At 72.2% G+C, this 21,464-nt stretch carries 16 protein-coding genes; 10 read left to right on the top strand and 6 right to left on the bottom strand.

The genetic code is table 11. The features are described from left to right. The first annotated feature begins 29 nt into the window (after positions 1-29). Positions 30-1,211: an acyl-CoA dehydrogenase family protein gene (locus AB0368_RS19465; protein ID WP_366155284.1), complete on the top strand. Its 1,182-nt coding sequence runs from the start codon at positions 30-32 to the stop codon at positions 1,209-1,211. A 107-nt stretch (positions 1,212-1,318) separates the two neighbouring features. Here AB0368_RS19465 and AB0368_RS19460 read toward each other — a convergent pair whose 3' ends face one another. Further along, positions 1,319-1,519 carry a DUF4287 domain-containing protein gene (locus AB0368_RS19460; protein ID WP_366155283.1) on the bottom strand — a complete coding sequence of 67 codons (201 nt, stop codon included), beginning with the start codon at positions 1,517-1,519 and terminating at the stop codon, positions 1,319-1,321. Positions 1,520-1,751: 232 nt separating this feature from the next. Between AB0368_RS19460 and AB0368_RS19455 the strand changes: the two genes are divergently transcribed. Further along, positions 1,752-2,627, top strand: a complete 876-nt coding sequence (locus tag AB0368_RS19455) for an alpha/beta hydrolase (protein WP_366155282.1) — start codon at positions 1,752-1,754, stop codon at positions 2,625-2,627. A gap of 142 nt (positions 2,628-2,769) precedes the next feature. Here the strand turns inward: AB0368_RS19455 and AB0368_RS19450 are convergent, their stop codons facing one another. From AB0368_RS19450 to AB0368_RS19435, 4 genes are all read right to left on the bottom strand, one after another. Next, on the bottom strand, positions 2,770-3,072 hold the full coding sequence (locus tag AB0368_RS19450; protein WP_366155281.1) for a hypothetical protein: 303 nt from the start codon (positions 3,070-3,072) through the stop codon (positions 2,770-2,772). Continuing rightward, positions 3,069-4,556: an MFS transporter gene (locus AB0368_RS19445; protein ID WP_366155280.1), complete on the bottom strand. Its 1,488-nt coding sequence runs from the start codon at positions 4,554-4,556 to the stop codon at positions 3,069-3,071. Before AB0368_RS19445 ends, AB0368_RS19450 begins: the two co-directional genes overlap by 4 nt. Before the next feature lie 158 nt (positions 4,557-4,714). Next, the gene (locus tag AB0368_RS19440; protein ID WP_366155279.1) at positions 4,715-5,128 is read right to left on the bottom strand and encodes an SgcJ/EcaC family oxidoreductase; all 414 of its coding nucleotides are present in this window, start codon (positions 5,126-5,128) and stop codon (positions 4,715-4,717) included. Beyond that, positions 5,125-10,416: a beta-ketoacyl synthase N-terminal-like domain-containing protein gene (locus AB0368_RS19435; protein WP_366155278.1), complete on the bottom strand. Its 5,292-nt coding sequence runs from the start codon at positions 10,414-10,416 to the stop codon at positions 5,125-5,127. Before AB0368_RS19435 ends, AB0368_RS19440 begins: the two co-directional genes overlap by 4 nt. Before the next feature lie 252 nt (positions 10,417-10,668). Here AB0368_RS19435 and AB0368_RS19430 point away from each other — a divergent pair, with 252 nt between their 5' ends. Genes AB0368_RS19430 through AB0368_RS19415 form a run of 4 tightly spaced genes read left to right on the top strand, consistent with a single transcriptional unit; the run spans position 10,669 to position 15,628 of the window. Continuing rightward, complete coding sequence (locus AB0368_RS19430; protein ID WP_366155276.1) at positions 10,669-11,868, top strand: cytochrome P450; 1,200 nt, start codon at positions 10,669-10,671, stop codon at positions 11,866-11,868. Between the two features lie 25 nt (positions 11,869-11,893). Continuing rightward, positions 11,894-12,916: a methyltransferase gene (locus AB0368_RS19425; RefSeq protein ID WP_366155275.1), complete on the top strand. Its 1,023-nt coding sequence runs from the start codon at positions 11,894-11,896 to the stop codon at positions 12,914-12,916. A 30-nt stretch (positions 12,917-12,946) separates the two neighbouring features. Further along, positions 12,947-14,590 carry an AMP-binding protein gene (locus tag AB0368_RS19420; RefSeq protein ID WP_366155274.1) on the top strand — a complete coding sequence of 548 codons (1,644 nt, stop codon included), beginning with the start codon at positions 12,947-12,949 and terminating at the stop codon, positions 14,588-14,590. 24 nt (positions 14,591-14,614) lie between these two features. Continuing rightward, positions 14,615-15,628 carry a methyltransferase gene (locus AB0368_RS19415; protein WP_366155273.1) on the top strand — a complete coding sequence of 338 codons (1,014 nt, stop codon included), beginning with the start codon at positions 14,615-14,617 and terminating at the stop codon, positions 15,626-15,628. Positions 15,629-15,683: 55 nt separating this feature from the next. Here the strand turns inward: AB0368_RS19415 and AB0368_RS19410 are convergent, their stop codons facing one another. Next, positions 15,684-16,844, bottom strand: a complete 1,161-nt coding sequence (locus AB0368_RS19410) for an epoxide hydrolase family protein (protein ID WP_366155272.1) — start codon at positions 16,842-16,844, stop codon at positions 15,684-15,686. A gap of 179 nt (positions 16,845-17,023) precedes the next feature. Between AB0368_RS19410 and AB0368_RS19405 the strand changes: the two genes are divergently transcribed. The 4 genes from AB0368_RS19405 (at position 17,024) to AB0368_RS19390 (ending at position 21,419) form a co-directional block, all read left to right on the top strand. After that, complete coding sequence (locus AB0368_RS19405) at positions 17,024-18,355, top strand: FAD-binding monooxygenase (protein ID WP_366155271.1); 1,332 nt, start codon at positions 17,024-17,026, stop codon at positions 18,353-18,355. Between the two features lies 1 nt (position 18,356). Beyond that, the gene (locus tag AB0368_RS19400; protein ID WP_366155270.1) at positions 18,357-19,781 is read left to right on the top strand and encodes an MFS transporter; all 1,425 of its coding nucleotides are present in this window, start codon (positions 18,357-18,359) and stop codon (positions 19,779-19,781) included. 31 nt (positions 19,782-19,812) lie between these two features. Then, a complete protein-coding gene (locus AB0368_RS19395) occupies positions 19,813-20,622 on the top strand; it encodes a TIGR03084 family metal-binding protein (RefSeq protein WP_366155269.1) in 810 nt (269 codons plus the stop codon). 137 nt (positions 20,623-20,759) lie between these two features. After that, complete coding sequence (locus tag AB0368_RS19390) at positions 20,760-21,419, top strand: MerR family transcriptional regulator (RefSeq protein WP_366155268.1); 660 nt, start codon at positions 20,760-20,762, stop codon at positions 21,417-21,419. Positions 21,420-21,464: the final 45 nt, after the last annotated feature.

Below are 21,464 nucleotides of genomic sequence, written 5' to 3'. Positions count from 1 at the left end.
GCGGGCCGCCGCCGTCGAAGGGGGAGAGCGTGGACACGATCCGCAAACCGGACCGGGCCGAGCTGGTACGGCGAGCAGCCGAGCTCGTCCCGATCCTTCGCGGCAACGCCCTGTGGTCCGAACGCAACCGGCGCCTGGCCGACGAGAGCGTCGAGGCGATGACCCGGGCCGGCATCTTCCGGATGCGGATCCCCGCCCGGTACGGCGGCTACGAGTGCGACACGGCCACCCTGGTCGACGTCGGCATCGAACTGGGCCGCGGCGACGGCTCCGCCGCCTTCGACGTCGCCGCCTGGTGGATCATGTCCTGGAACGTCGCCCACTTCCCCGACGAGGTGCAGGACGAGGTCTTCGCCGATCCCGACGTCCGGATCTGCGGGACCCTCGCCCCCACCGGCACGGCCACCCCGAAGGACGGCGGGATCGTCGTTTCCGGCAGCTGGGCGTTCAACAGCGGGGCCGCGCACAGCCAGTGGAAGCTGCTCTCCGCCATCCTCCCCACCGAGGACGGCGGCGCCGAGCCGATCATGGCGCTGGTGCCGATCACGGACCTGACGCTGCACGACGACTGGGAAGTGGCGGGGCTGCGCGGCACCGGCAGCGTCACCGCCGTCGCCGAGGACGTGTTCATCCCGGCCGCCCGCTACCAGCGCATCGCCGCGATGCTCCAGGAGCAGTACGCCTCCCGGCTCAACGCCGACAACCCGATCTACCGCGGCCCGATGGTGGGGCCCATCTCGGCGTCTACCGTGGGCAAGATCGTCGGCCTGGCCCGGGCCGCGAACGAGGCGTTCCTCACCCGGCTCCCCGGCCGGCCCATCACCAACACCGGGTACGGCAGCCAGGCGGAGGCGCCCGTCACGCACCTCCAGGTGGCGGAGGCCTCCCTCAAGACCGACGAGGCCGAGTACCACGCCCGCCGGCTGGCCGCCCTGGTCGACGGCAAGGGGATCACCGGCGAGCCGTGGACCCTCGAGGAGCGCGCGTACGCCCGGGTCGCGGTGGGCCGGGTCTGCCAGCTCGCCCATGAGGCCACCAGCACGCTGGCGCTGGCCAGCGGCGCCTCTTCGCTCTACGCCGACGTACCCATCCAGCGCATCCAGCGCGACGTCCAGGCCATCACCCTGCACGCGCTGAACCTGCCCACGACGAACATGGAGCTGTACGGCCGCATCCTCTGCGGCCTGGAACCGAACACCTTCTTCGTCTAGGGGATCCGATCCCGGCCGGGCGGTTCGCCGCCCGGCCGCTGTCGTGCACGGCGGGGGCTCCGCCTCGGGTCGGCGGCTGGTAGCGGCCGGCCCGAGGCGGCGTCCGGCTACTTCTCCTTCTGCTTGTGGACGAGCGCGGTGGCGTGACCGTGGCCGACGCCGTGCTCCGTCTTCAGCCAGTTGACGAGGTCGGAATGCTTGGTCAGCGGCGAGGCGTCGATGATCTTCATCCATTCGTCGATCGGCTTGCCGTACTTCTTCTCGATGGCCGGGAAACTAATTCGGGGACCGCCTGCGGGGCTCGTCATGATGGCTTCTCCTCGTCCGGGGTGAAAAGGGCTCCAGATGCCTGACTACGTCGAACATGATAGCCGATTCGTGCGCCTCGGGGACGCCTGATCCGGGGGCGGATCCGGCATTCGTGAAGATGGCAGGAAATGCTCTTGAGCCTAGGGTGGAATTGCCATCCGTCCCACCTGAAGCGAGCCCCCGAATCGAGTTCCCCCCGAAGCGAGCCACACCGAAGCAAGGAGAGCGCAGATGCAGGAACCCAGAACCCCCGAGGGCGCCGGAGTCACCCTGGAAGGGCTCGACACCGTCCTCGACGACGACTACGACGCGCCCAGTACCGGCCGGCTCGAGTTCGTGACCTCGGCCGACGGTACGCGGATCGCGGTCGACGTCTCCGGGTCCGGCCCGGCGGTCATGGTGATCGGTGGCGGGCTGAACGACCGCTTCATGTTCGGCGCGTTCGCCCAGATGCTCTCCGAGCAGTTCACCGTCTACAACTACGACCGCCGGGGCCGTGGTGACAGCGGCTACGGTGACCCTGACCAGTACACGATCGAGCGGGAGATCGACGATCTGCGGGCGGTGGTCGAGCTGGCCGGCGAGCCCGCGCTCGTGTTCGCCAACTGCACCGGCGGGATCATCGCCGTGCACGCCGCCGCGAGCGGGGTGCCGATCGCCAAGCTCGCGATGTACGAGCCGCCGTACAACTACCCGAAGATCACGCCGGATCAGATGGCGCGGTTGAAGCAGCTTCTGGTCGAGGACCGGCGCGAGGAGGCGGTGACCCTGTTCGGCCTCGAGGTCGTCGGCTTCCTGACGCCCGAGACGCTGGACAATTTCAAGCAGCATCCGGCCTGGAAGGGGTTCGAGGCCAACGCCCGGTCGACCCTCTACGACTCGATCATCGACGCCGACCACAGCTCCATCCCGTTCGATCTCCTGCCGAAGATCACCGTGCCGACCTTCATTCTCTGCGGCGCCGAGACCGCCGCCTCCATCCGCGATGCAATGGTCACACTCTCCGAGGAGATCGCGGACGCCGAGCTTGTTTTCCTCGAGGGCGAGGTGCACGTCCCGGATCAGCGCAAGTGCGCACCCCTCGTAACCAATTTCTTTCTTTCCTGAATAGCGCACGGAAATTGCCCCTCCGTCGTCGGCGGAGGGGTTTCGGCCGTCCCCGATAAACGGGAAACGGCCGGAGAGGCGGGCACCGCCGCCTGGCCACGGGGGAAGCGCGCGGCGGTGCCCACCCGGTCGGGGCGTCCGGCTAGGAGTCGAAGCCGTACGCCCCCAGCAACTCGGCCGCCTCCGCCACCGGTGGTGACGCGGCCCGATCGGCGAACCCTTTCTGGAACGTCTGGAACGCGGTCGTCTCCGACAGCGCTTCGTTGCCGTCGTCCGCGATGCCGACGTGCACGAACGTGACGCCGTCGGCGAGCCGGAAGGACGCGTACCGGAGTCCCTCGGGCCGCTTGTCGGCCAGCTCGGCGAAGACGTCCTCGACGAGCCGCTGGTTCTCGTCCGCGGTCTCCGGGCGCATCTCGTAGCGAACGACGAATCCCCGGCTCATGAGTGCACCTCGGCCGGCTGCGGCTCGGCGGCGACGCCGCGCTCGAGGAGCAGCGCCACGAGGATGCCGGCGAGGACGAGCAGGACCGTGCCGATGCGGAACGACATCACGAAGCCGTCGGTGACCGCGGTGGCCGGGGCGATGCCGTCGGCCAGCCGGTCGCCCGCGATCCGGACGGCGAGCGTCACCAGCGTCGCCAGGCCGAGGGCGCTGCCGACCTGCTGCATCGTCGTCTGGACGCCGGAGGCGAGGCCGGAGTCCTGGCCGGTGACGTTGTGCAGGGCGGCGTTGGTCATCGCCGGCATGGTGGCGCCCGCGAAGAAGCCCAGGATGATCATTCCGGGCAGCAGGCCGCCGAGGTAGGAGCTGTCCGGGGTGATCATGCTGGTCAGGAACAGCCCGACGCCGGCGCCGATGAAGCTGACCGCGCTGATCGCCTTGACGCCGATCTTCGGGGTCAGGCCGGTGCTCATGCCGATGCCCATGCCGATGGCGACGCCGAGCGGCAGGTACGACAGCCCGCTCTGCAACGGCGAGTAGCCCAGCACCTGCTGTTCGAAGAGGGTCAGCAGGAACGAGTACGGGATGAAGGCCGCCATGAACAGCAGGGCGGTCACGTTGGCGACGGTGCGCGTCCGGTTGGCGAAGAACTGCAGCGGGATCAGGGGTTCGCTCGACCGCGACTCGACCACGACGGTCACCACGAGGAGCACGATGCCGGCGATCAACGGCACCATGACGCGGGTCGAGCCCCACGCGTGCGACGCCGCCTCGAGCAGGCCGTACACGATGCCGATCAGCCCGGCGGTGGCCAGCAGCGCACCGGTGAAGTCGAGCCGGTGGGACCGGTCGCGGATCATCCGGGTCTCGGTGACGATGCGGGGCACGACGACGAGGAGCATGAGGGCGACCGGCACGTTGATGTAGAAGATCACGCGCCAGGACAGGTACGTCGTGAAGATGCCGGAGAGGATGTAGCCGGTGATGCCGCCGATACCGGTGAGGCCGCCCCAGATGCCGAGGGCCTTGGTCCGCTCCTTCGAGTCGGTGAACAGCAGCGCGATGAGGCCCAGCGCCGCGGGGGCGGCCAGCGCCTCGCCGAGGCCCTGGCCGAAGCGGCCGGCGACCAGCATGCCGGGGTTGACCGCGGCGCCGCAGACCGCGGAGGCGAGCATGAACAGCCCGGTGCCCAGCAGCAGGATCCGGCGCCGGCCGAAGACGTCGGCCAGCCGCCCGCCCAGCAGCAGGAAGCCCCCGGCCATCAGCACGTACGCGCTGACCACCCAGGCCAGGCCGGACTGGGTGAAGCCGAGGCTGGTCTCGATCTTCGGCAGGGCCACGTTGACGATGGTGATGTCCAGAACCAGCATGAACTGCAGCACACCGAGCAGGGCCAGCGCCCGCCAGCGGCCGGGGTCCGCCGGCGGTGCTCCACCGGGCGGCACGTCGTTCAGGGAGGTCTTGTTCTCGCTTACCGTGCTCATGAGTTCCCCTCGGGTGAGGCGCTGACGCGGGTGTTCCACTAGGTAGTCGGAGTCGTGCACCGGTTTTCGACATCACCGGAATCCGGTGTCCCTGGGACGGGTGAGACGGCACACGACGGCGGCCCCGATGCACCGCATCGGGGCCGCCGTGCGCCCGGTCAGTGCCGCGGGCTGTTCTGGTATCCGGCGAGGCGCCACTCGCCGTCGCGGCGTACGGCGAGCCAGGTGGCCCGGATCGCGCGGTCGTCGCTGACCTCCGTGTCACCAGGGGCGAGCACGCCGCCCTCGGTCAGCAGGACCGCCACGTCCGAGGTGAGGAACCGCAGGTCGAGCGGCTGCCCGGTGACGTTGCTGCCCTTGTAGTGGTCCTCGAAGGCGGCCGCCATGAACGCGCGGATGTCGTCGCGCCCGGTGCGGAAGACACCCGGCAGGATCATCGTGCCGTCCTCCAGGAACAGGTCGGCGAAAGCGTCCGCGTCGTGGCGCGACCACGCCGCCACCATGCGCTGCGTGAGGCCCGCGATCGCCGCCTTGTCGGCGTCGGTGCGGCTGTTCTGGTCGGTCTGGGTCATTCTCCGTGCCCTTCTCTCGTACGGGGGTGCAGGTTGTCGATGACGTGCTCGGACAGGGCGGCCACCGTCGGCTTGGCCCAGAGGATGGTCGGCGGCAGATCGAGTCCGTACCGGCGTTGCAGCCGCACCCGCAGGGCGACCGTCATCACCGAGTCGACGCCGAGCTCGACCAGTGGGCGTTTGAGCTCAACGGCCGCCGGGTCGAGGTTGAGCTCGGCGGCGACCTGACCGCGGACGTCGGCGGTGACCTGCTGGCGGGCGTCGCCCTCGCTGAGCGCGGCGAAGTCGATCGTGAAGCCCGGCCCGGCCGCCTCGCCGGTCTGCCCGGTGACCGCCAGGTCGCGGAACATCGGCAGCCGCGGCGTGTTCGGCGAGGTCGGCAGCACCCGCAGGACGGCCTGGTAGCTCGCCCGGAACCGGTCCGCGAACGACCACGCCCGGAACGCCTCGGAGACCGACACGGCTTCCAGGCCGCGGGAGTTGGCCTCCAGCATCGTGCTCGCGATGTCCGACGACAGTCCCAGCCCGCGCCATGCGGTCCAGCCGATGCTGCGCGACTCGGCGTGCCCGCCGGAGTTGCGGTGGGCGGCGAGCGCGTCCATGAACGAGTTCGCCGCCGCGTAGCTGGTCTGGCCGGTGAGCCGGGCGAACTGCCCGCAGGACGAGAACATGACGAAGAACTCGAGCTCGCCAGGCGGGAAGAGGCGGTGCAGCACCATCGCGCCGGTCGCCTTCGGTGCCAGGACCTCCCGGAGCCCTTCCGGCTCCACCTTGTCCACCAGGTCGTCGTTGACGACGCCGGCGGCATGGACGATGCCCCGGATCGGCGGCAGGCCGAGTGCTCCGGGAGCCAGAACCCGGGCGGCCTCCCGCGGGTCGGTGATGTCGAGCGCCACGGTGCTCACCGTGACGCCCAGCGCCTCTAGTCCCAGCACGGCGTCGATCTGGCGCCGTACATCCGGCTCGGTGACCGTGTCCCACTCCGCCCGCGGCGGCAGTCCCCGGCGGCCGCTGAGCAGCAGCCGGCGGGCGCCCCGGCCGACGAGCCAGCGCGCCACCTCCAGCCCGAGCGAACCGAGTCCACCGGTGATCAGGACCGTGCCGGACGGCGAGCACTCCAGCGGCGTACCGTCGGCGCTGCGCTCGATCTGGGTCAGCCGGGCGACGTCGGCGCCCGTGGCCGTCAGGGAGATGACGTCCTCCTTGCCGGCCACCTCGCGCAGCACGCCGAGCAGCCGTACGGCCGTCGCGTCGTCGATCTCGCCGGTCCCGATGTCGACCGCGCCGCCCCAGAGCTCGGGGTGCTCGCCCGCGACGATGCGGGACACCCCCCAGAGCGGGCCGTGCGCCACCGACCGTTCGTCGCCGGCGTTCCGCACGCCGCGGGTCAATGCCCAGACCCGCTGCGGCTCGATCTCGCCGCCGGCGTCGGTGGTGATCGCGACCAGCCCCTGGACGGTACGCACGAGCGACCACGCAGAGCGTTCGGCGGCCCGGTCCGGTGCCTCACCGGCCCGGGTCAGCTCGGGCACCACCACGATCGCCCCGGCCCGGGCGAGGTGCCCGGCGTGCAGGGACAGCGGGCTGTCCGGGTCGTCGGGTTCGTCGCTCAGCGCGGTGCACGGCACCCCGGCGGCTTCGAACCGGCGGGCCAGCACCGTGGTGAGCGCGGGATCGCCCACGAACACCACCTGGTGCAGTTCCGCCGTGGTGCTGCGTTCACCGGCCGGCAGGGGCCGCCACGCGATCTCGTGCACCAGCTCGCGGGGCAGGACGGCGGATCCCAGGTGCTCGACCGCCGCGAACCGCAGCCCGGTACACACGCACAGCACCTCGCCGTCCATGCCGGACACCCACACGTCGACGGTGTCCAGCGGGGACCGCGGGGACCGCCGGCTGTGCACCATGACCCGGGCGGGCGGCTCGTCGCGGAAGGCGACCCGTTCGATCGACTTGGACATCCAGAGGGTGGTGGCATCGCCGGGCGCCACGACGACCGCGCTGATGGTCAGCGCGCCGTCGATGACGTGCGCCCAGCTGCTCGCCCGGGTGGCGGGCGGCGGCACGATGTCCAGGACGGCGAACTGCTCCTCGTCGTCGCGGCGCAGCTCGGCCATCTCCCACGGGAACGCGTACCCGCCGACGCCCATCCGCTCGAACATCTCACCGACTCGTTCCGGTGAGCCCTCGGGGAGCCGGGCGCGCAGGCCGTCGGCGTCGATGTGGCCCGACGGCGGCGCGGCGCCGGCGTCGATGGTCGCGGTGGTGTGCGTGAGCCACTCGTCGTCCTCGTCCGCGGTGTCGTCGCCGGCCACCCGGGTGGCGAGCGACAGCGACCGGCCCTCGCGCACGATCTGCACGACCCGGGGCGGTTCCACGGCGAGCGGCGTCCGCAGCACGATGTCGGTCAGCGAGGGCCCGTGGCCGTCGTCCGCCGCCGCGGCCGCGAAGGTGTTGATGATGGAGGCCGCCGGGGTCACCTCGACGCCGACCAGCCCGTGGTAGAGCGGGTACGGCCGGCTGGCCACGTCGAGGTACGTCTGCCACACCTGGCGGGAAGGCGCCCCGCTGACCGTCATCCGGCCGCCGAGCAGGCTGTGCGCCGCGGGATCGTGGCCGCCACCCGTACCGGCGTCCGCCGCGTCGTCCTGGAAGATCCAGTACGGCCGGTGCTGCCACGCGGCCGCGGGCAGCGGCACCAGGTCGCCGTCCGGGTGCTCGCGCGCCCAGTCGACGGCGGCGCCGTGGCAGAACAGGGTGGCGAGGTTGGCCAGGAGCGTACGCACGTCGTCGCTGCCGCGCTTGAGGGTGCCGGTGACCGTGGCGTCCTCGATGTCGAGGTGCAGTACGGTCTCGCTGATCGAGTGGGTCACCACCGGATGCGACGACACCTCGGCGAACAGCCGGTGCCCGTCGGCCAGTGCCGCCTCGACGGCCTCGGCGAAGCGCACCGGGCGGCGCAGGTTGCGGGCCCAGTAGGCGTGGTCGCGGGGGTCGGTGCCCCGAGGGTCGCCCAGAGCGGTGCTGTAGAGCGGGATCAGCGGCGGTCGCGGCCGCAGGTCGCGCGCGCCGTCCTCGACCTCGCCGAGTACCGCGTCCACGTGCCGGCTGTGGAAGGCGATGTCCGAGTCGACCGGACGCATCTCGATCCCGTCCGCGCGCCACTCGGCGATGAGCGCCTCGATCGCGTCGCTGTCGCCGGAGACGACCGTCGAGTGGGGACTGGCGGAGATCGCGGCCTCGACGTCGTCGCGGCCGGCGAGGCGCTGCTGCGCCTCCTCGAACGGCAGGCTCGCCATGGCCATCCGGCCCAGCCCCTCGAGGCGCTGCAGGGCGGCCGCCCTGCGGCAGGCGAACCGGGCGGCGGCCTCCTCGTCGAGCGCTCCGGCGGCCACCGCGGCGGCGATCTCGCCGACGGAGTGCCCGATCACGGCCGCCGGTCGCAGTCCCCGGCTGCGCCAGACGTCGCTGAGCCCGAGCTGCATGGCCACGGTCAGCGCCTGGACGTGTGCGGCGCTCCACGGGCCGCCCTCCTCGAGCGCGGCCCGCGGGGTCCAGCCCAGCTCGTCGCGGAAGACCTCCGCCAGCCGGTCGATCGCGGCGGCGAAGACGGCGTCCTGGTCGAGCAGCCGGCGGCCCATGCCGGACCACTGCGCGCCGTGGCCGGAGAACACCCATACGACACCGGTGTCCTCGCCGGGAGCGCAGCGGCCCCGGGCCGTGCCGGCCGGCGTCACCCCCTCCGCGAGGTCGCGGAGGCGCTGGGTGAGCTGGTCGAGCGAGTCGGCGACCACCGCGGCGCGCTGCGCCAGGTGCGACCGCCGCCGGCTCAGCGTGTGCCCGATCGAGGGCGCCGGAGCGTCGGGGTTCTCGATCAGCCAGTCGGTGACCGAGGCCGTCAGCTCCCGCAGCCCGGTGTCGGACATGGCGGACAGCGGGTAGATCCGGGGCTCGTCCGGGCCGTCCGCCGGGCTGTCGGCCGGCCGGGTCCCCTCCTCGAGGATGACGTGGGCGATCGTGCCGCCGACGCCGTAGCTGGAGACCCCGGCGCGGCGGGGGCCGCCGTCGGCGCGCCACGGCGTGCGCCGGGCGACGAGCTGGAGCCCGGAGCCGGCCCAGTCGACGTCGGGGTTCGGGGCGTCGTGCAGGCTCCGGGGCAGCTGACGGTGCCGCATCGCCAGGACCGTCTTGATCACTCCGGCGATGCCCGAGCCGCCCTCGACGTGGCCGATGTTCGGCTTCACCGAGCCGATCAGGCACGGGTCGTCCGGCGTACGCCCGGGCCCGAAGACCCGCGCCAGCGCCTCGATCTCCTTGGCGTCGCCGGTGGGCGTACCGGTGCCGTGCGCCTCGACGTAGTCGACCGTGGCCGGCGAGATTCCGGCCCGGTCGTAGACGCGCCGCAGCATGTACTCCTGGGCGTCGGCGTTGGGCGCCATCATGCCCTCGGACCGGCCGTCCTGGAAGACGCCGCTGCCGAGGATGACCGCCTGGACCGGGTCGCCGTCGCGCTCGGCGTCGCGCAGGCGCTTGAGAACCAGCACCCCGGCGCCCTCGCCGCGGCCGTACCCGTTGGCTGAGGCGTCGAATGCCTTGCTGCGACCGTCCTCGGCGAGCGCGCCGCTGCCCTCCAGGGCGACGTTGAGCGCCGGGGTGGCCATCAGGTTGAGGCCGCCGACCACCGCGAGCGGCGTCTCGCCGTCGCGCAGGCTCTGCGCGGCGAGGTGGAGCGCCGTCAGCGAACCGGCGCACGCGGTGTCGACCGCCATGCTGGGCCCGTGCAGGTCCAGGAAGTAGGACACGCGGTTGGCGATGCCGTAGTAGGTGGTGCCGTTGACCGCGTACGCGCCGGTGAGCGGGATGTCCTCCAGCAGCCGGCGGCCGTAGTCGTTGGAGTTCGCCGCCACGAACACCCCGGCGTCGGTGCCCCGCAGCGACAGCGGTGCCACGCCGGCGTCGGCCAGCGCCTCCCACGCGAGCTCGAGCATGAAGCGTTGCTGCGGGTCCAGGAAGTCGGCCTCGCGGGGCGAGATCCCGAAGAACTCCGCGTCGAAGCCCTCGATGTCGTCGAGGAAGGAGCCGCGCAGCGTGGTCTGCCGGATGATGGACGTCGCCCGAGGGTTGCTCGCCGCGTACGGCCGCCAGCGTTTCTCCGGCATCTCCCGCACGGTGCTGCGGGCGGCGGCGAGAAACTCCCAGAACTTCTCCGGCGAGTCGAGGTCGGGTGCGAACCGGCAACTCATGCCGATGACGGCGATCGCCCTTTCGGATTCTGTGTTCTCGGTCAATTCCTCGCTCCTCTGCAATTCAGCGACCGGCGGCTCGGCGCTTTCGACGCCGTTACGGGCACACCGCGGAAAAGGCGGCACGCGGCGATGAGAACGCCTGCGAAAAGTCGCCTCGCCTGCAGAAGTCTGGGTGCCCGCCGCGGGACCCCGCATCTTTAGTCGTGTCATCTCGGCGGGCGGCCGCGGGCCTCGGGCGCGCACGGCACGACAGGAGATGCCGGGGCGTTTCGCGGGCCGACAGACTCCTGCACCATGACGACAGCCGACTGGGGAACCGTCGACCGGCTCACCCGCCGGTACGACTACCACGACCCCGAGTTCACGCCTGAGGTCGCCGAGGTCGTCAACGGGCGCCTGCGGGACGGCCCGGGCGTCGCGTACACCGGGGCGCACGACGGCATGTGGATCGTGACCCGGTACGCCCTGGTCCGCGCGGTGCTGCGGGACCACGAGACGTTCAGCTCCGCCCAGGGGGTCTTCTACCCGCGGGCCAAGGGCATGCCGAAGCACTCACCGATCGACTACGACCCGCCCGAGCACCGCACGCTGCGCCGCCTCATGACGCCGCCGCTTCAGCCCGACGAGGTGCGCGGCCTCGAACCGGCGGTCGAGCGGCTCGCGGCCGAGCTGATCGCCCCGCTGGCGGGCCGCGGCGCCGGGGAGATCGTCACCCAGGTCGCCAAGCCGATGGCGATCGGCGTGCTGGCGATGGCGATCGGCCTGTCCGAGAAGGCGCAGCACCGGGTACGCGAGCTGACCGCCGAGATGTGGCAGCAGTTCTCCAAGGCGCCGGACGCGTCGACGTTCTGGCACGCGTTCGAGGACCTGCTCCGCGCCGAGGTGGCGCACGCCCGGGCCGACACCAGTGGGTCGTACCTGTCCCGGCTGGTCCGCATGGAGATCGACGGCCGGCCCATCCCCGAGCAGACCCTGCACTCGATCATCGTGTCGTACTGCATCGCCGGGCACGAGACCACCATGAACACCGTCAGCCGGATGGTCTGGTACCTGGGCCGGCATCCGGAGCTGCAGCGCAAGCTGCGCGACGATCCGGAGCTGCGGGCGGTGGCCGCCGACGAGACGCTGCGCCGGTGGTGCCCGACCGACCGCTTCACCCGGGTCACCACCCGCGACGTCACCCTCGACGGGGTCTCGATCCCGCGCGGCTCCCGGGTCGTGGTGCTGATCGACGCCGCGAACCGGGATCGGGAGAAGTTCCCCCGGCCCGACGAGTTCCGCCTCGACCGCGGCAACTCGCACCAGCACCTCAGCTTCGGGTTCGGCATCCACGCCTGCATGGGCGCCAACCTGGCCCGCCTCGAGCTGCGCAGCGTGCTCGGCGAACTGGCCCGGCACCCGGGCTACCACCTCACCCGCGAGCCCGGCCGGCACTTCGAGAACGGCCGGCACATCGTGTTCGACCAGGTCCATGTCGGATTCGCCGCCGCCTGAGCGGCCCGCCTGAGAAGGAGAAGCCGTGGACGTCCGTACCCCGCCCGCGCCGGCAGCACTGATGGAGCTCACCACGGGGCTCTGGGCCTCGCAGACCCTCGCCGCGGCCGAACACCTCGGCCTGTTCACCGTGCTGTCCCGCTCGGGTGGCGCCTCGGTCGCCGAGACGGCGCATCGGCTCGGCATCGAGGAGCGGCCCGCGGAGATCCTGCTGACCGCCTGCGCCGCGCTGGACCTGCTCAGCCGCGACGGTGGCCGCTACGTCAACACGCCGCTCGCCGAGACCTATCTGGTCCGCGGCGGGCAGTACTACTTCGGCGACTACGTCCGGATGCTGACGGAGTACGTGTACCCCGGCTGGACCCGCCTCGCCGACGCCATCCACGCGAACGCCCCGGCCCGGGTGACCACCCGCGAGCAGCAGGAGATCTTCGAGGCCACCACCCGGCCGAAGATCTTCTGGGACGGGCTGTACCCGCTGTCCGCGCTCACGGCCCGAGCGCTCGCAGAGGCGGTCGACCTCGAGGACGTCACGTCCGTGCTGGACGTCGGTGGTGGCAACGCCGCCTTCGCCATCGAGCTGTGCCGCTTCTACCCCGAGCTGCGGGCGACCGTCTTCGACCTGCCCTTCGTCTGCCGGCACACCGCCGACCGCGTCGCCGACGCCGGCCTGAGCGAGCGGGTCGCCCTGCACCCCGGTGACTTCTTCGCCGACGCCGACCTGCCGGGCGGGCACGACGCCATCCTGCTGTCGATGATCCTGCACGACTGGGACGAGCCGCGGAACGCCGAGCTGCTCGCCAAGTGCCACCGGGCGCTGCCCTCCGGCGGGCTGCTGATGATCAGCGAACTGCTCGTCGACGACGACAAGACCGGCCCCCGGGACGCGGCCCTGATGAGCATGAACATGCTGGTCGGCACGTGGGGGCGCAACTACACCGTCGCCGAGTACCGGGACTGGCTCGCCGCCGCCGGCTTCACCGGCATCCGCACCGTACGGTTCAGCGCGCCGGGGGCCAACGGCGCCGTCCTCGCCCGCAAGCCCTGACCGCCCGTCCGTGAACCAAGGAGGTACGCCATGCCGCACCGCACCACCGAGGGCACGGTGCCGTGGCCCGCGGATCTCGCCCGCCGGTACGTGGCGCGCGGCTACTGGGAGGGCCGCTCGCTGCTCAGCTACGTCCGGGCCGCGGCCGAGGCCGACCCCGCAGCGGTCTGCGTGGTCGACGGAGAGGTGAGGCTCACGTACGCGGACCTGCTCGCCCGGGTCGACGGCGCCGCCGGCCGGCTGCACGCGCGCGGCCTGCGGCCCGACGACCGCGTGCTGATCCAGCTGCCGAACTGCTGGCAGTTCTTCGTCGTCGTCCTCGCCTGCCTGCGCGCCGGCGCGGTGCCGGTGCTGATGTTGCAGGGCCACCGCCGCCAGGAGGTGTCGCAGGTGGCCACGCACGCCGAGGCCCGCGCGATAGTCACCACCGGAACGGTCAAGGACTTCGACTTCCAGGCGCTGGCGCACGAGGTGGCCCGCGACTCCGCGACGCTCGAACACGTACTGGTGCTCGCCGACCGGCTGTATCCGGGCAGCCTCGACCTCACCGCGCTCTGCCGGCCCGCCGACGGACCCGCGCCGCGATTCCCCGAGCCGGACGCTACGGCGGTCGCCCTCTTCGTCTGCTCCGGCGGGACCACCGGTGCGCCCAAGCTCATCGCGCGTACGCACGACGACTTCGCGTACATGGTGCGCCGGGCGGCGGAGATCTGCGGGGTGGGGCCGGGGACGGCGTACCTGACGGCGCTGCCGCTCGGGCACGGCTTCCCGTTCACGGGTGCGCTCGGCGCGCTGTTCCGCGGGGGCCGGGTGGTCGTGTCCGCGTCGCCCGCGCCCGAGCGCGTGTTCCCGCTGATCGAGGCCGAACGGGTCACGATGACCTCCCTGGTGCCCGCGATCGCGCAGCGCTGGCTGGACCATCGCGCGACCGATCCGGACCGGGACCTGAGCTCGCTGGCGCTGGTGCAGGTCTCCGGCTCCCGGATCCCCGACGAGATGGCCCGCCGGATGGGGCCGGTGCTGGGCTGCCTGCTGCAGAACGGGTACGGCATGGGGGAGGGGCTGATGTGTCTCACCCGCCCGGGCGACCCGGCCGACGTGGTGTGCGGCACGCAGGGCCGGCCGATCTGCCCGGACGACGAGCTGCTGCTGGTCGACGAGCAGGGCGCACCGGTCGCCGCGGGCGAGCCCGGCATCCTGCGCACCCGCGGCCCGTACACGCCACGCGGCTACTACCGGGCGCCGGAGGCGAACGCGCGGTCGTTCACCCCCGACGGCTGGTACGACACCGGCGACATCGTGCGGCTCCGCCCGGACGGCAACCTCGTCGTCGCCGGCCGGCAGAAGGACGTCATCAACCGGGGTGGCGAGAAGATCTCGGCGGAGGAGATCGAGAACTTCGCCTACCAGTGCGGTGCGGCCCTGGCCGCGGCCGTGTCCATGCCCGACCCGGAGCTCGGCGAACGGATCTGCCTGTACGTCGTCGGGGGCGAGTTCGACCTGGCCGGCCTGCGCGAGACGATGCGGCGGGCGGGGGTCGCCACCTTCAAGTTGCCGGAGCGGCTGGAACGAACCGGCTCGCTGCCGTTCACCGCACTCGGCAAGATCGACAAGGCCGCGCTGCGCGCCGACATCGCCGGCCGTCTCGCCGCCGATCCCATTCCCGCCGTCTGAACCGGCTCACCAGGAGGAACCGCGGTGCCCAGACCCGAAGGGGCGCGCCCCGGCCTGCGCGCCATGGCCGACCTGGCAACCCCGATGGCGGTGCGGACCGCCGCCACGCTGCGGATCGCGGACCATGTCGCGGCCGGCCGGCATACGGCCGCCGAGATCGCCGCCGCCATCGGCGCCCATCCGGACGCCCTGGACCGGCTGATGCGTCACCTGGTGACGATCGGGCTCTTCCGGCGCGACGACCGCGGCGCGTACACCGCGACGGAGCTGGGCGATCAACTGCGCGACGACCACCCCTCAGGCCGCCGCAAGTGGCTCGACAACGAGGGCGCCGTCGGCCGCGGCGATCTGAGCTTCGTCGACCTGGCGTACAGCGTGCGATCGGGACGACCGGCGTATCCCGTACGGTACGGCCGCCCGTTCTGGGACGACCTGGCCGCCGACCCCGTGCTGTCCGCCTCCTTCGACGCGGTGATGGAGCACCACGTCGACCTGGACGCGGGCACGGTCGCCGACGCGTACGACTGGGGCGGGCTCAAGCACGTGGTCGACGTCGGCGGCGGCAGCGGGGGCCTGCTGAGCCGGTTGCTGGCACGCCACGACGGCCTGCGCGGCACCCTCGTCGACCTGGCCGGCCCGGCCGCGAACGCCCGCCGGCGGTTCCGTGCCATGGGGCTGGACCACCGTGCCGCGGCCATGACCGGCAGTTTCTTCGATCCGCTGCCCGAGGGCGCCGGCGGGTACGTGCTGTCGGCGATCCTGCACGACTGGGACGACGCGCACGCCGAGAGGATCCTGCGGCGCTGCGCCGAGGCGGCGGGCCGTGGCGGGGTGGTGCTCGTGATCGAGGCGATCGGCGCGGACGGCGAGTCGCCGGACACCGGGATGGATCTGCGCATGCTCACCTACTACGGCGGCCGGGAGCGTGGCCTCACCGAGCTGCGGACGCTGGCCGCCGCCGCCGGGCTGGCCGTCCGCTCGGTGCAGCAGGTCCGGCGCGGTTCGTTCATCTCGATAGCAGAGCTGGCCGCGGCCTGATCGGGCACGGCGAAGCCCCGGACGCGGCGACGACGTCCGGGGCTTCTTCGCGGGCTCAGCCGCGCAGTGCCGTCAGGAACGAGCGCAGGTCCCCGACCAGCAGGTCCGGTTGCTCCCAGGCGGCGAAGTGGCCGCCACGGTCGAACTCGGTCCACTGCACGATGTTGGTGAAGCCGCGCTCGGCGAAGCGCCGGATCGGCTGGCCCGGGTCGCGCGGGAAGATCGCCACGCCCAGCGGCACCGGCAGCGGCGGCGGAGGCGGCGGCGGGGTCTTGGCGATCGGCAGCAGCTCGGCGTTGTCGTAATAGAAGTGGGCCGACGCGGCGCCCGTACCGGTCAGCCAGTACAGCATGACGTTGGTGAGGATCCGGTCGCGGTCGATCGCGTCCTCGGGCACCTTGGCCGAGTCGCTCCACTCGTGCACCTTCTCGACGATCCAGGCGAGCTGGCCCACCGGCGAGTCGTTCAGCCCGTACGCGAGGGTCTGCGGCCGGGTGGCCTGGATCTTCATGTAGCCGGACTGGTCGTCGATGTAGTTCATCAGCAGTCCGAGCCGGGTCGCCTCGACCTCCGTCAGCCCGGCCAGGTCGGCAGGGTCGCCCGACGGCGGGGTGGGCAGGAAGTTCACGTGCGCGCCGATGACGTGCTCGTGGTCGAGGCCGGCCATCACCAGGCTGATCCACGCGCCGAAGTCGCCGCCCTGCACCACGTACCGGTCGTAGCCCAGCCGGGCCATCAGTTCCGCCCAGGCCCCGGCGACGCGGGGGATCGTCCACCCCGGACCGCCGGGCGGGCCGGAGAATCCGAAGCCGGGGATCGTCGGGATCACCACATGGAACGCGGTCGCCGGGTCGCCGCCGTGGGCCCGCGGATCGGTGAGCGGCCCGATGATGTCGAGGAACTCGGCGAACGAGCCGGGCCAGCCGTGCGTGATGATGATCGGGGTGGCGTCCGGCTCGGGGGAGCGGACGTGCAGGAAGTGCACCGTGGCGCCGGAGACCTCCGTGGTGAACTGCGGGAAGGCGTTGAGCCGGGCCTCCGCGGCACGCCAGTCGTAGCCGGTACGCCAGTACTCCGCCAGCTCGCGCAGATACCCGGCCGGTACGCCCCGGCTCCAGTCGTCGGCGGGCAGGTCGGCCGGCCAGCGCGTGGCGGCCAGGCGGCGGTGCAGGTCGTCCAGGGCGGCCTGCGAGATGTCGATCCGGAACGGATTCATGCGGCGATCCTCACTCGACGAGGGCGGTAAAACGCTGATCCGTGGCGATGTTATCGGCGTGCGAGATGCCCCGGAAAGAGCCTGACGAGACAGAGCATTCTGCAAGAAGAATGCGTCTCGAACGCCGATATCATCAGCGACAGGAATTGACGCGTACCCATTCAGGGAGGCCGACGACAATGGTTGAGCAGCGGAATGGGCATGCCGTGGTCCTGGGTGGAAGCATCGCGGGATCACTGGCCGCCCGGGTGCTCTCGCCGGCCTTCGCCAGGGTGACCGTCGTCGACCGCGACGACCTCTCCGGGCCGGTGGCGCCGCGCGCCGCAGCGCCGCAGGGTCACCACATCCACGCCCTGCTCGCCCGGGGTCAGCAGATCCTCGAGGAGCTGTTCCCCGGTTTCACCGACGAGCTGGTGTCCTCCGGCGTGCCGATCGGTGACTTCGGCACCAGCCTCAGCTGGTACTTCAACGGCGAGATGATCCGGAAGGCGGAGACCGGCACGGTCTGTGTCGCCGCCGGGCGGCCGCTGCTCGAGTCCCGGGTACGGGCCCGGGTCCGCGCGCTCGGCAACGTGACGTACCGCGAGCACACCGACATCGCCGGCCTCGTCGCGTCGCCGGACCGCGACCGGATCACCGGCGTTCGCGTGCAGGCCCGGACGCCCGGCGCCGCCGAAGAGGTGATCGACGCCGACGTGGTCGTCGACACCACCGGGCGCGGCTCGCGGACCCCCCGGTGGCTCGAGGAGCTGGGCTACCCGCGGGTGCCGGAGGAGCGGGTCAAGATGGACCTGACCTACACCACCATGGACTTCCACGGCCCGCTGCCGTTCGACCCGATCGGCGACGACATCGCCCTGCTGCCGGTCGCCACCCCGGCGATACCGCGCGGCGCCATCTTCGCCCGGATGCCCGACCGGTACGCCGTGTCGCTGACCGGCATCCTCGGCGACCGGCCGCCGACCGACCGCGAGGGTTTCCTGGCGTACGTGCAGTCGCTGCCCGTACCGGAGATCTACAAGGCGGTCCGGGATGCCGAGCCGATGGGCGAGGCGATGTCGTTCCGGTTCCCGGCGAGCGTCCGCCGGCGCTACGAGCGGATGGCTCGGACGCCCGACGGCCTGCTGGTCCTCGGCGACGCGGCGTGCGTCTTCAATCCCGTGTACGGCCAGGGCATGACGGTGGCGGCGATGTCCGCGCGGCTGCTCGGCGAGCACGCGCGTTCCGGCCCGTTGTCACCGCGGGCCTTCTTCCGTGACCTGTCCCGGCTCGTCGACGCGCCGTGGGACATGTCCGCCGGTGCGGATCTCGGCTTCCCCGGCGTCGTCGGACGGCGTACGGCCAAGGTCCGCATGGGCAACGCCTACATCCCGCGTCTGCAGGCGGCGGCGGTGCACGACGGCAGGCTGTCGCGCGCGTTCCTGCGCTCCGCGGGGCTGGTCGACCCGCCCCAGGCGCTCATGCGTCCGGGCATCGTCTCGCGCGTCCTGCGACCCCGGAGGGGTGAGTGACATGAATCCGACTCAGCCGGATCCCCGCCGCTGGTGGGCGCTGGTGCTGCTGTGCACCGCGAACTTCATGGTCATCCTGGATGCGCAGGTCGTCATCCTGGCGCTGCCGAAGATCGCCGAGGGCCTCCAGCTGTCCCCGGGCGCGGCGCAGTGGGTGCTCAGCGCGAACCTGATGACCTTCGGCGGCCTGCTGCTGCTCGGTGGCCGGGCCGCCGACCTGCTCGGGCGCCGCCGGATGTTCTTCGCCGGGACGCTGCTGTTCCTGCTGGTCTCGCTCGCCTCGGGGTTCGCGGGCAACGGCGAGGTGCTGATCGCCGCCCGGGCCCTGCACGGCGTCTCGGCCGCGCTGATGGCGCCGACCGCGCTTTCCCTGCTCACCGCGATGTTCCCGGAGGGCCGCGAGCGTCATCTCGCGCTGGCCGGTTGGGCCGGCATCGCCGGGATCGGCGCGACCGTGGGCCTGCTCATCGGGGGCTGGCTGACCAGCGACTTCGGCTGGCCGGGCGTCTTCTTCGTCAACGTGCCGGTGGCGCTGCTGATGCTGGCCGCCATCCCGGTGCTGCTGCGGGAGAGCCGCGACGTGCGGGCCGGCCGCACCTACGACGTCGCCGGGGCCTTGACGAGCACCGCCGCGCTGGTGCTCGTCGTGTACGCCCTCGTGACGGCCCCGTCGGCCGGCTGGCTGAGCGGCACCACGATCGGCGCGACCGCGGGAGCCCTCGTGCTGGCGGTCCTGTTCGTGGTCATCGAGTCGCGGTCCAGCGCGCCCCTGCTGCCGCTGAAGCTGCTGCGCTCGCCGTCGCTGCTGGGCGGCAACCTGGCCATGGTGACCATGGGCATGTGCGCGTTCGGCATGTCGCTGGCGATCGCCCAGTACACCCAGGGCCCGCTCGGTTACACCCCGCTGGAGTTCGGCGTCCGGCAGTCGATCATGCCGCTGATGGCCTTCGCCGGCTCGTACGCCGGGCAGTCGTTCATCACCCGCTACGGCTTCCGCCCGGTGGCGAGCATCTGCTTGGTCCTGCTGGGTGTGGGCAGCCTGCTGCTGGCCCGGGCCGTCGTCGGCGGTGGCTCGTACGGCGCCCTGTTCGCCGGGCTGTTCATCTTCGGCACCGGACTGGGGCTCGGCACGGTCGCGGCCTCCGCGGCGGCGCTGGCCGGTGTCGCGCAGCGCGATCTCGGCCTCGCGTCCGGCCTCAACACCGCCGCGCAGCAGATCGGTGGCGGCCTGGGCGTCGCCGTGGTGGCCACCGTGCTCGTCTCGTTCTCGGTCGGCACCAGCCCGGCCGCCGCCATGACCGCCGGCTTCCGCTCGGCCTTCACGGCGTGTGCGATCTTCGCCGCCACCGGGCTCGTCATCGCGGTGACCCTGCTGCGGGGGCGGCGGCAGGCCCCGGCCGGTCTCGTGGCCGTCCCCCGTCCCTGACAACCACGCCATCGCAACGAAAGAGGCAGACGTGACAGAGCAGCAGCAACCGAGGGTCATCGCCGACCTGACCGCGGACGGTGCCGACGTCGACCGTCTGGTCGCCGACCTCGACGCGGGGGGCTGGGCGGCGCCGACCCCCGCGGAGGGCTGGACCGTCGCCCACCAGATCGCCCACCTCGCCGCGACCTTCCGCATGGCCGGGCTGGCGGCCGCCGATCCGGACCAGTTCGTCGCCATGACCGGGCGGCTGGGTGCCGACTTCAACGCCAACGTGACCGCGGCGTTGTCCGGCTACCTCAGCGAGGAGCCCGCCGAGCTGCTGCGCCGCTGGCGCGAGGAGCGGACGTGGGCGGAGAAGGCGCTGGGCGCCCTGCCCATGAACCAGCCCGTGCCCTGGCTGGTCAGGCCGCTGCCGGCCGCGGTGCTGGCGATGGCCGGCATGATGGAGCTCTTCGCCCACGGTCAGGACATCGCCGACGCGCTCGGGGTGCGCCGCCGGTTCACCGACCGGATCGGCCAGGTCGTCGGGTTCGCGGTCCGGACCTGGGACTTCGGCTACCAGGCCCGTGGCCTCGCGACACCGGACGTGGAGTTCCGGTTCGAGATCACCGCGCCCTCCGGTGCGCTGTGGGAGTTCGGCCCGGCGGACGCGGCCGAGCGCATCACGGGCCCGGCGGAGGACTTCTGCCTGCTCGTCACCCGGCGCCGCCACCCCGACGACCTCGCGGTGCGGGCCCAGGGTGACGTCGCCACGCACTGGCTGGGGATCGCCCAGGCCTATCGGGGCCCCGCCGGTCCCGGCCGCCGCCCGGGCCAGTTCGCGGCCCTGCGGGGCTGATCGACGCCTCACCGCCGGGCGGCACCGCGCCGCCCGGCCGCCCGATGCTCACTAACAGTCAATATGTCGTCACTGACAACTGTCGATCACGTGTGGCACCATGCCCCAGGAGCGGTTTCTCGTCCTGGAGGACACCGATGCGCATCTCGGAGCTGAGTCGCGAGAGTGGGATCCCACTCCCGACCATCAAGTACTACCTCCGTGAGGGGCTGCTGCCGGCCGGTGAGCCGACCGCTCGCAACCAGGCGGCCTACCACGAGGGCCACCTCGCCCGGCTGCGGCTGATCCGGGCGCTGACCTCGGTGGGCAAGCTCGACCTCGGCACCATCGGTGAGCTGCTGGCCGCCGCCGAGGACGAGTCGATGCCGATGCCGGCCCTGCACGAGGCGGTCAGCGAATCGGTCTGCCGTTTCGGCCCGTGCGCCGCCGACGCGGACGCCGAGGTCGGCGCCGACGTGGTGCGCGACCTGCTCGCCGAGTTCGGCTGGACGGTCACCCCGTCCTCGCCGTCGCTGCGCATGCTGTCCCGCACGGTGTCCGTGATGCGGCAGCTCGGCTGCGACGCCGACGTGTCGTTCTTCCGTCCCTACGCGGCCGAGGCGACCCGGGCGGCGGCGGCCGAAGCGGCCCTGCCGGCACCCGGCAGCGTGATCTCGGAACGCATGTCCGCGGTGGCCCGCTCGATACTGCTCGACGCCGTCGTGCTCTCCCTGCGGCGGATGGCCCAGGAGAGCTGCGCCGCCACGCCGGTGCCGGCCGGCGAGGCGTTGCACCCGGTGGGTGTGTCGGAAGCCTGATCGCACGGCGCACGCTGGGAGACGCGGCGTATCCCGCGCGCGGCG

The organism is Actinoplanes sp. NPDC051475, from assembly GCF_040689425.1.
Taxonomy (GTDB): Bacteria; Actinomycetota; Actinomycetes; order Mycobacteriales; family Micromonosporaceae; genus Actinoplanes.
Note: the sequence above shows the minus strand (reverse complement) of the source record. Positions and strands in the feature narration are given on the sequence as shown.

Bases quoted from the DNA above. Each gene is read 5' to 3' on its own strand.
- AB0368_RS19460 (WP_366155283.1), bottom strand. From the start codon at position 1,519: ATGACGAGCCCCGCAGGCGGTCCCCGAATTAGTTTCCCGGCCATCGAG.
- AB0368_RS19455 (WP_366155282.1), top strand. From the start codon at position 1,752: ATGCAGGAACCCAGAACCCCCGAGGGCGCCGGAGTCACCCTGGAAGGG.
- AB0368_RS19450 (WP_366155281.1), bottom strand. From the start codon at position 3,072: ATGAGCCGGGGATTCGTCGTTCGCTACGAGATGCGCCCGGAGACCGCG.
- AB0368_RS19445 (WP_366155280.1), bottom strand. From the start codon at position 4,556: ATGAGCACGGTAAGCGAGAACAAGACCTCCCTGAACGACGTGCCGCCC.
- AB0368_RS19440 (WP_366155279.1), bottom strand. From the start codon at position 5,128: ATGACCCAGACCGACCAGAACAGCCGCACCGACGCCGACAAGGCGGCG.
- AB0368_RS19430 (WP_366155276.1), top strand. From the start codon at position 10,669: ATGACGACAGCCGACTGGGGAACCGTCGACCGGCTCACCCGCCGGTAC.
- AB0368_RS19420 (WP_366155274.1), top strand. From the start codon at position 12,947: ATGCCGCACCGCACCACCGAGGGCACGGTGCCGTGGCCCGCGGATCTC.
- AB0368_RS19410 (WP_366155272.1), bottom strand. From the start codon at position 16,844: ATGAATCCGTTCCGGATCGACATCTCGCAGGCCGCCCTGGACGACCTG.
- AB0368_RS19405 (WP_366155271.1), top strand. From the start codon at position 17,024: ATGGTTGAGCAGCGGAATGGGCATGCCGTGGTCCTGGGTGGAAGCATC.
- AB0368_RS19400 (WP_366155270.1), top strand. From the start codon at position 18,357: ATGAATCCGACTCAGCCGGATCCCCGCCGCTGGTGGGCGCTGGTGCTG.
- AB0368_RS19390 (WP_366155268.1), top strand. From the start codon at position 20,760: ATGCGCATCTCGGAGCTGAGTCGCGAGAGTGGGATCCCACTCCCGACC.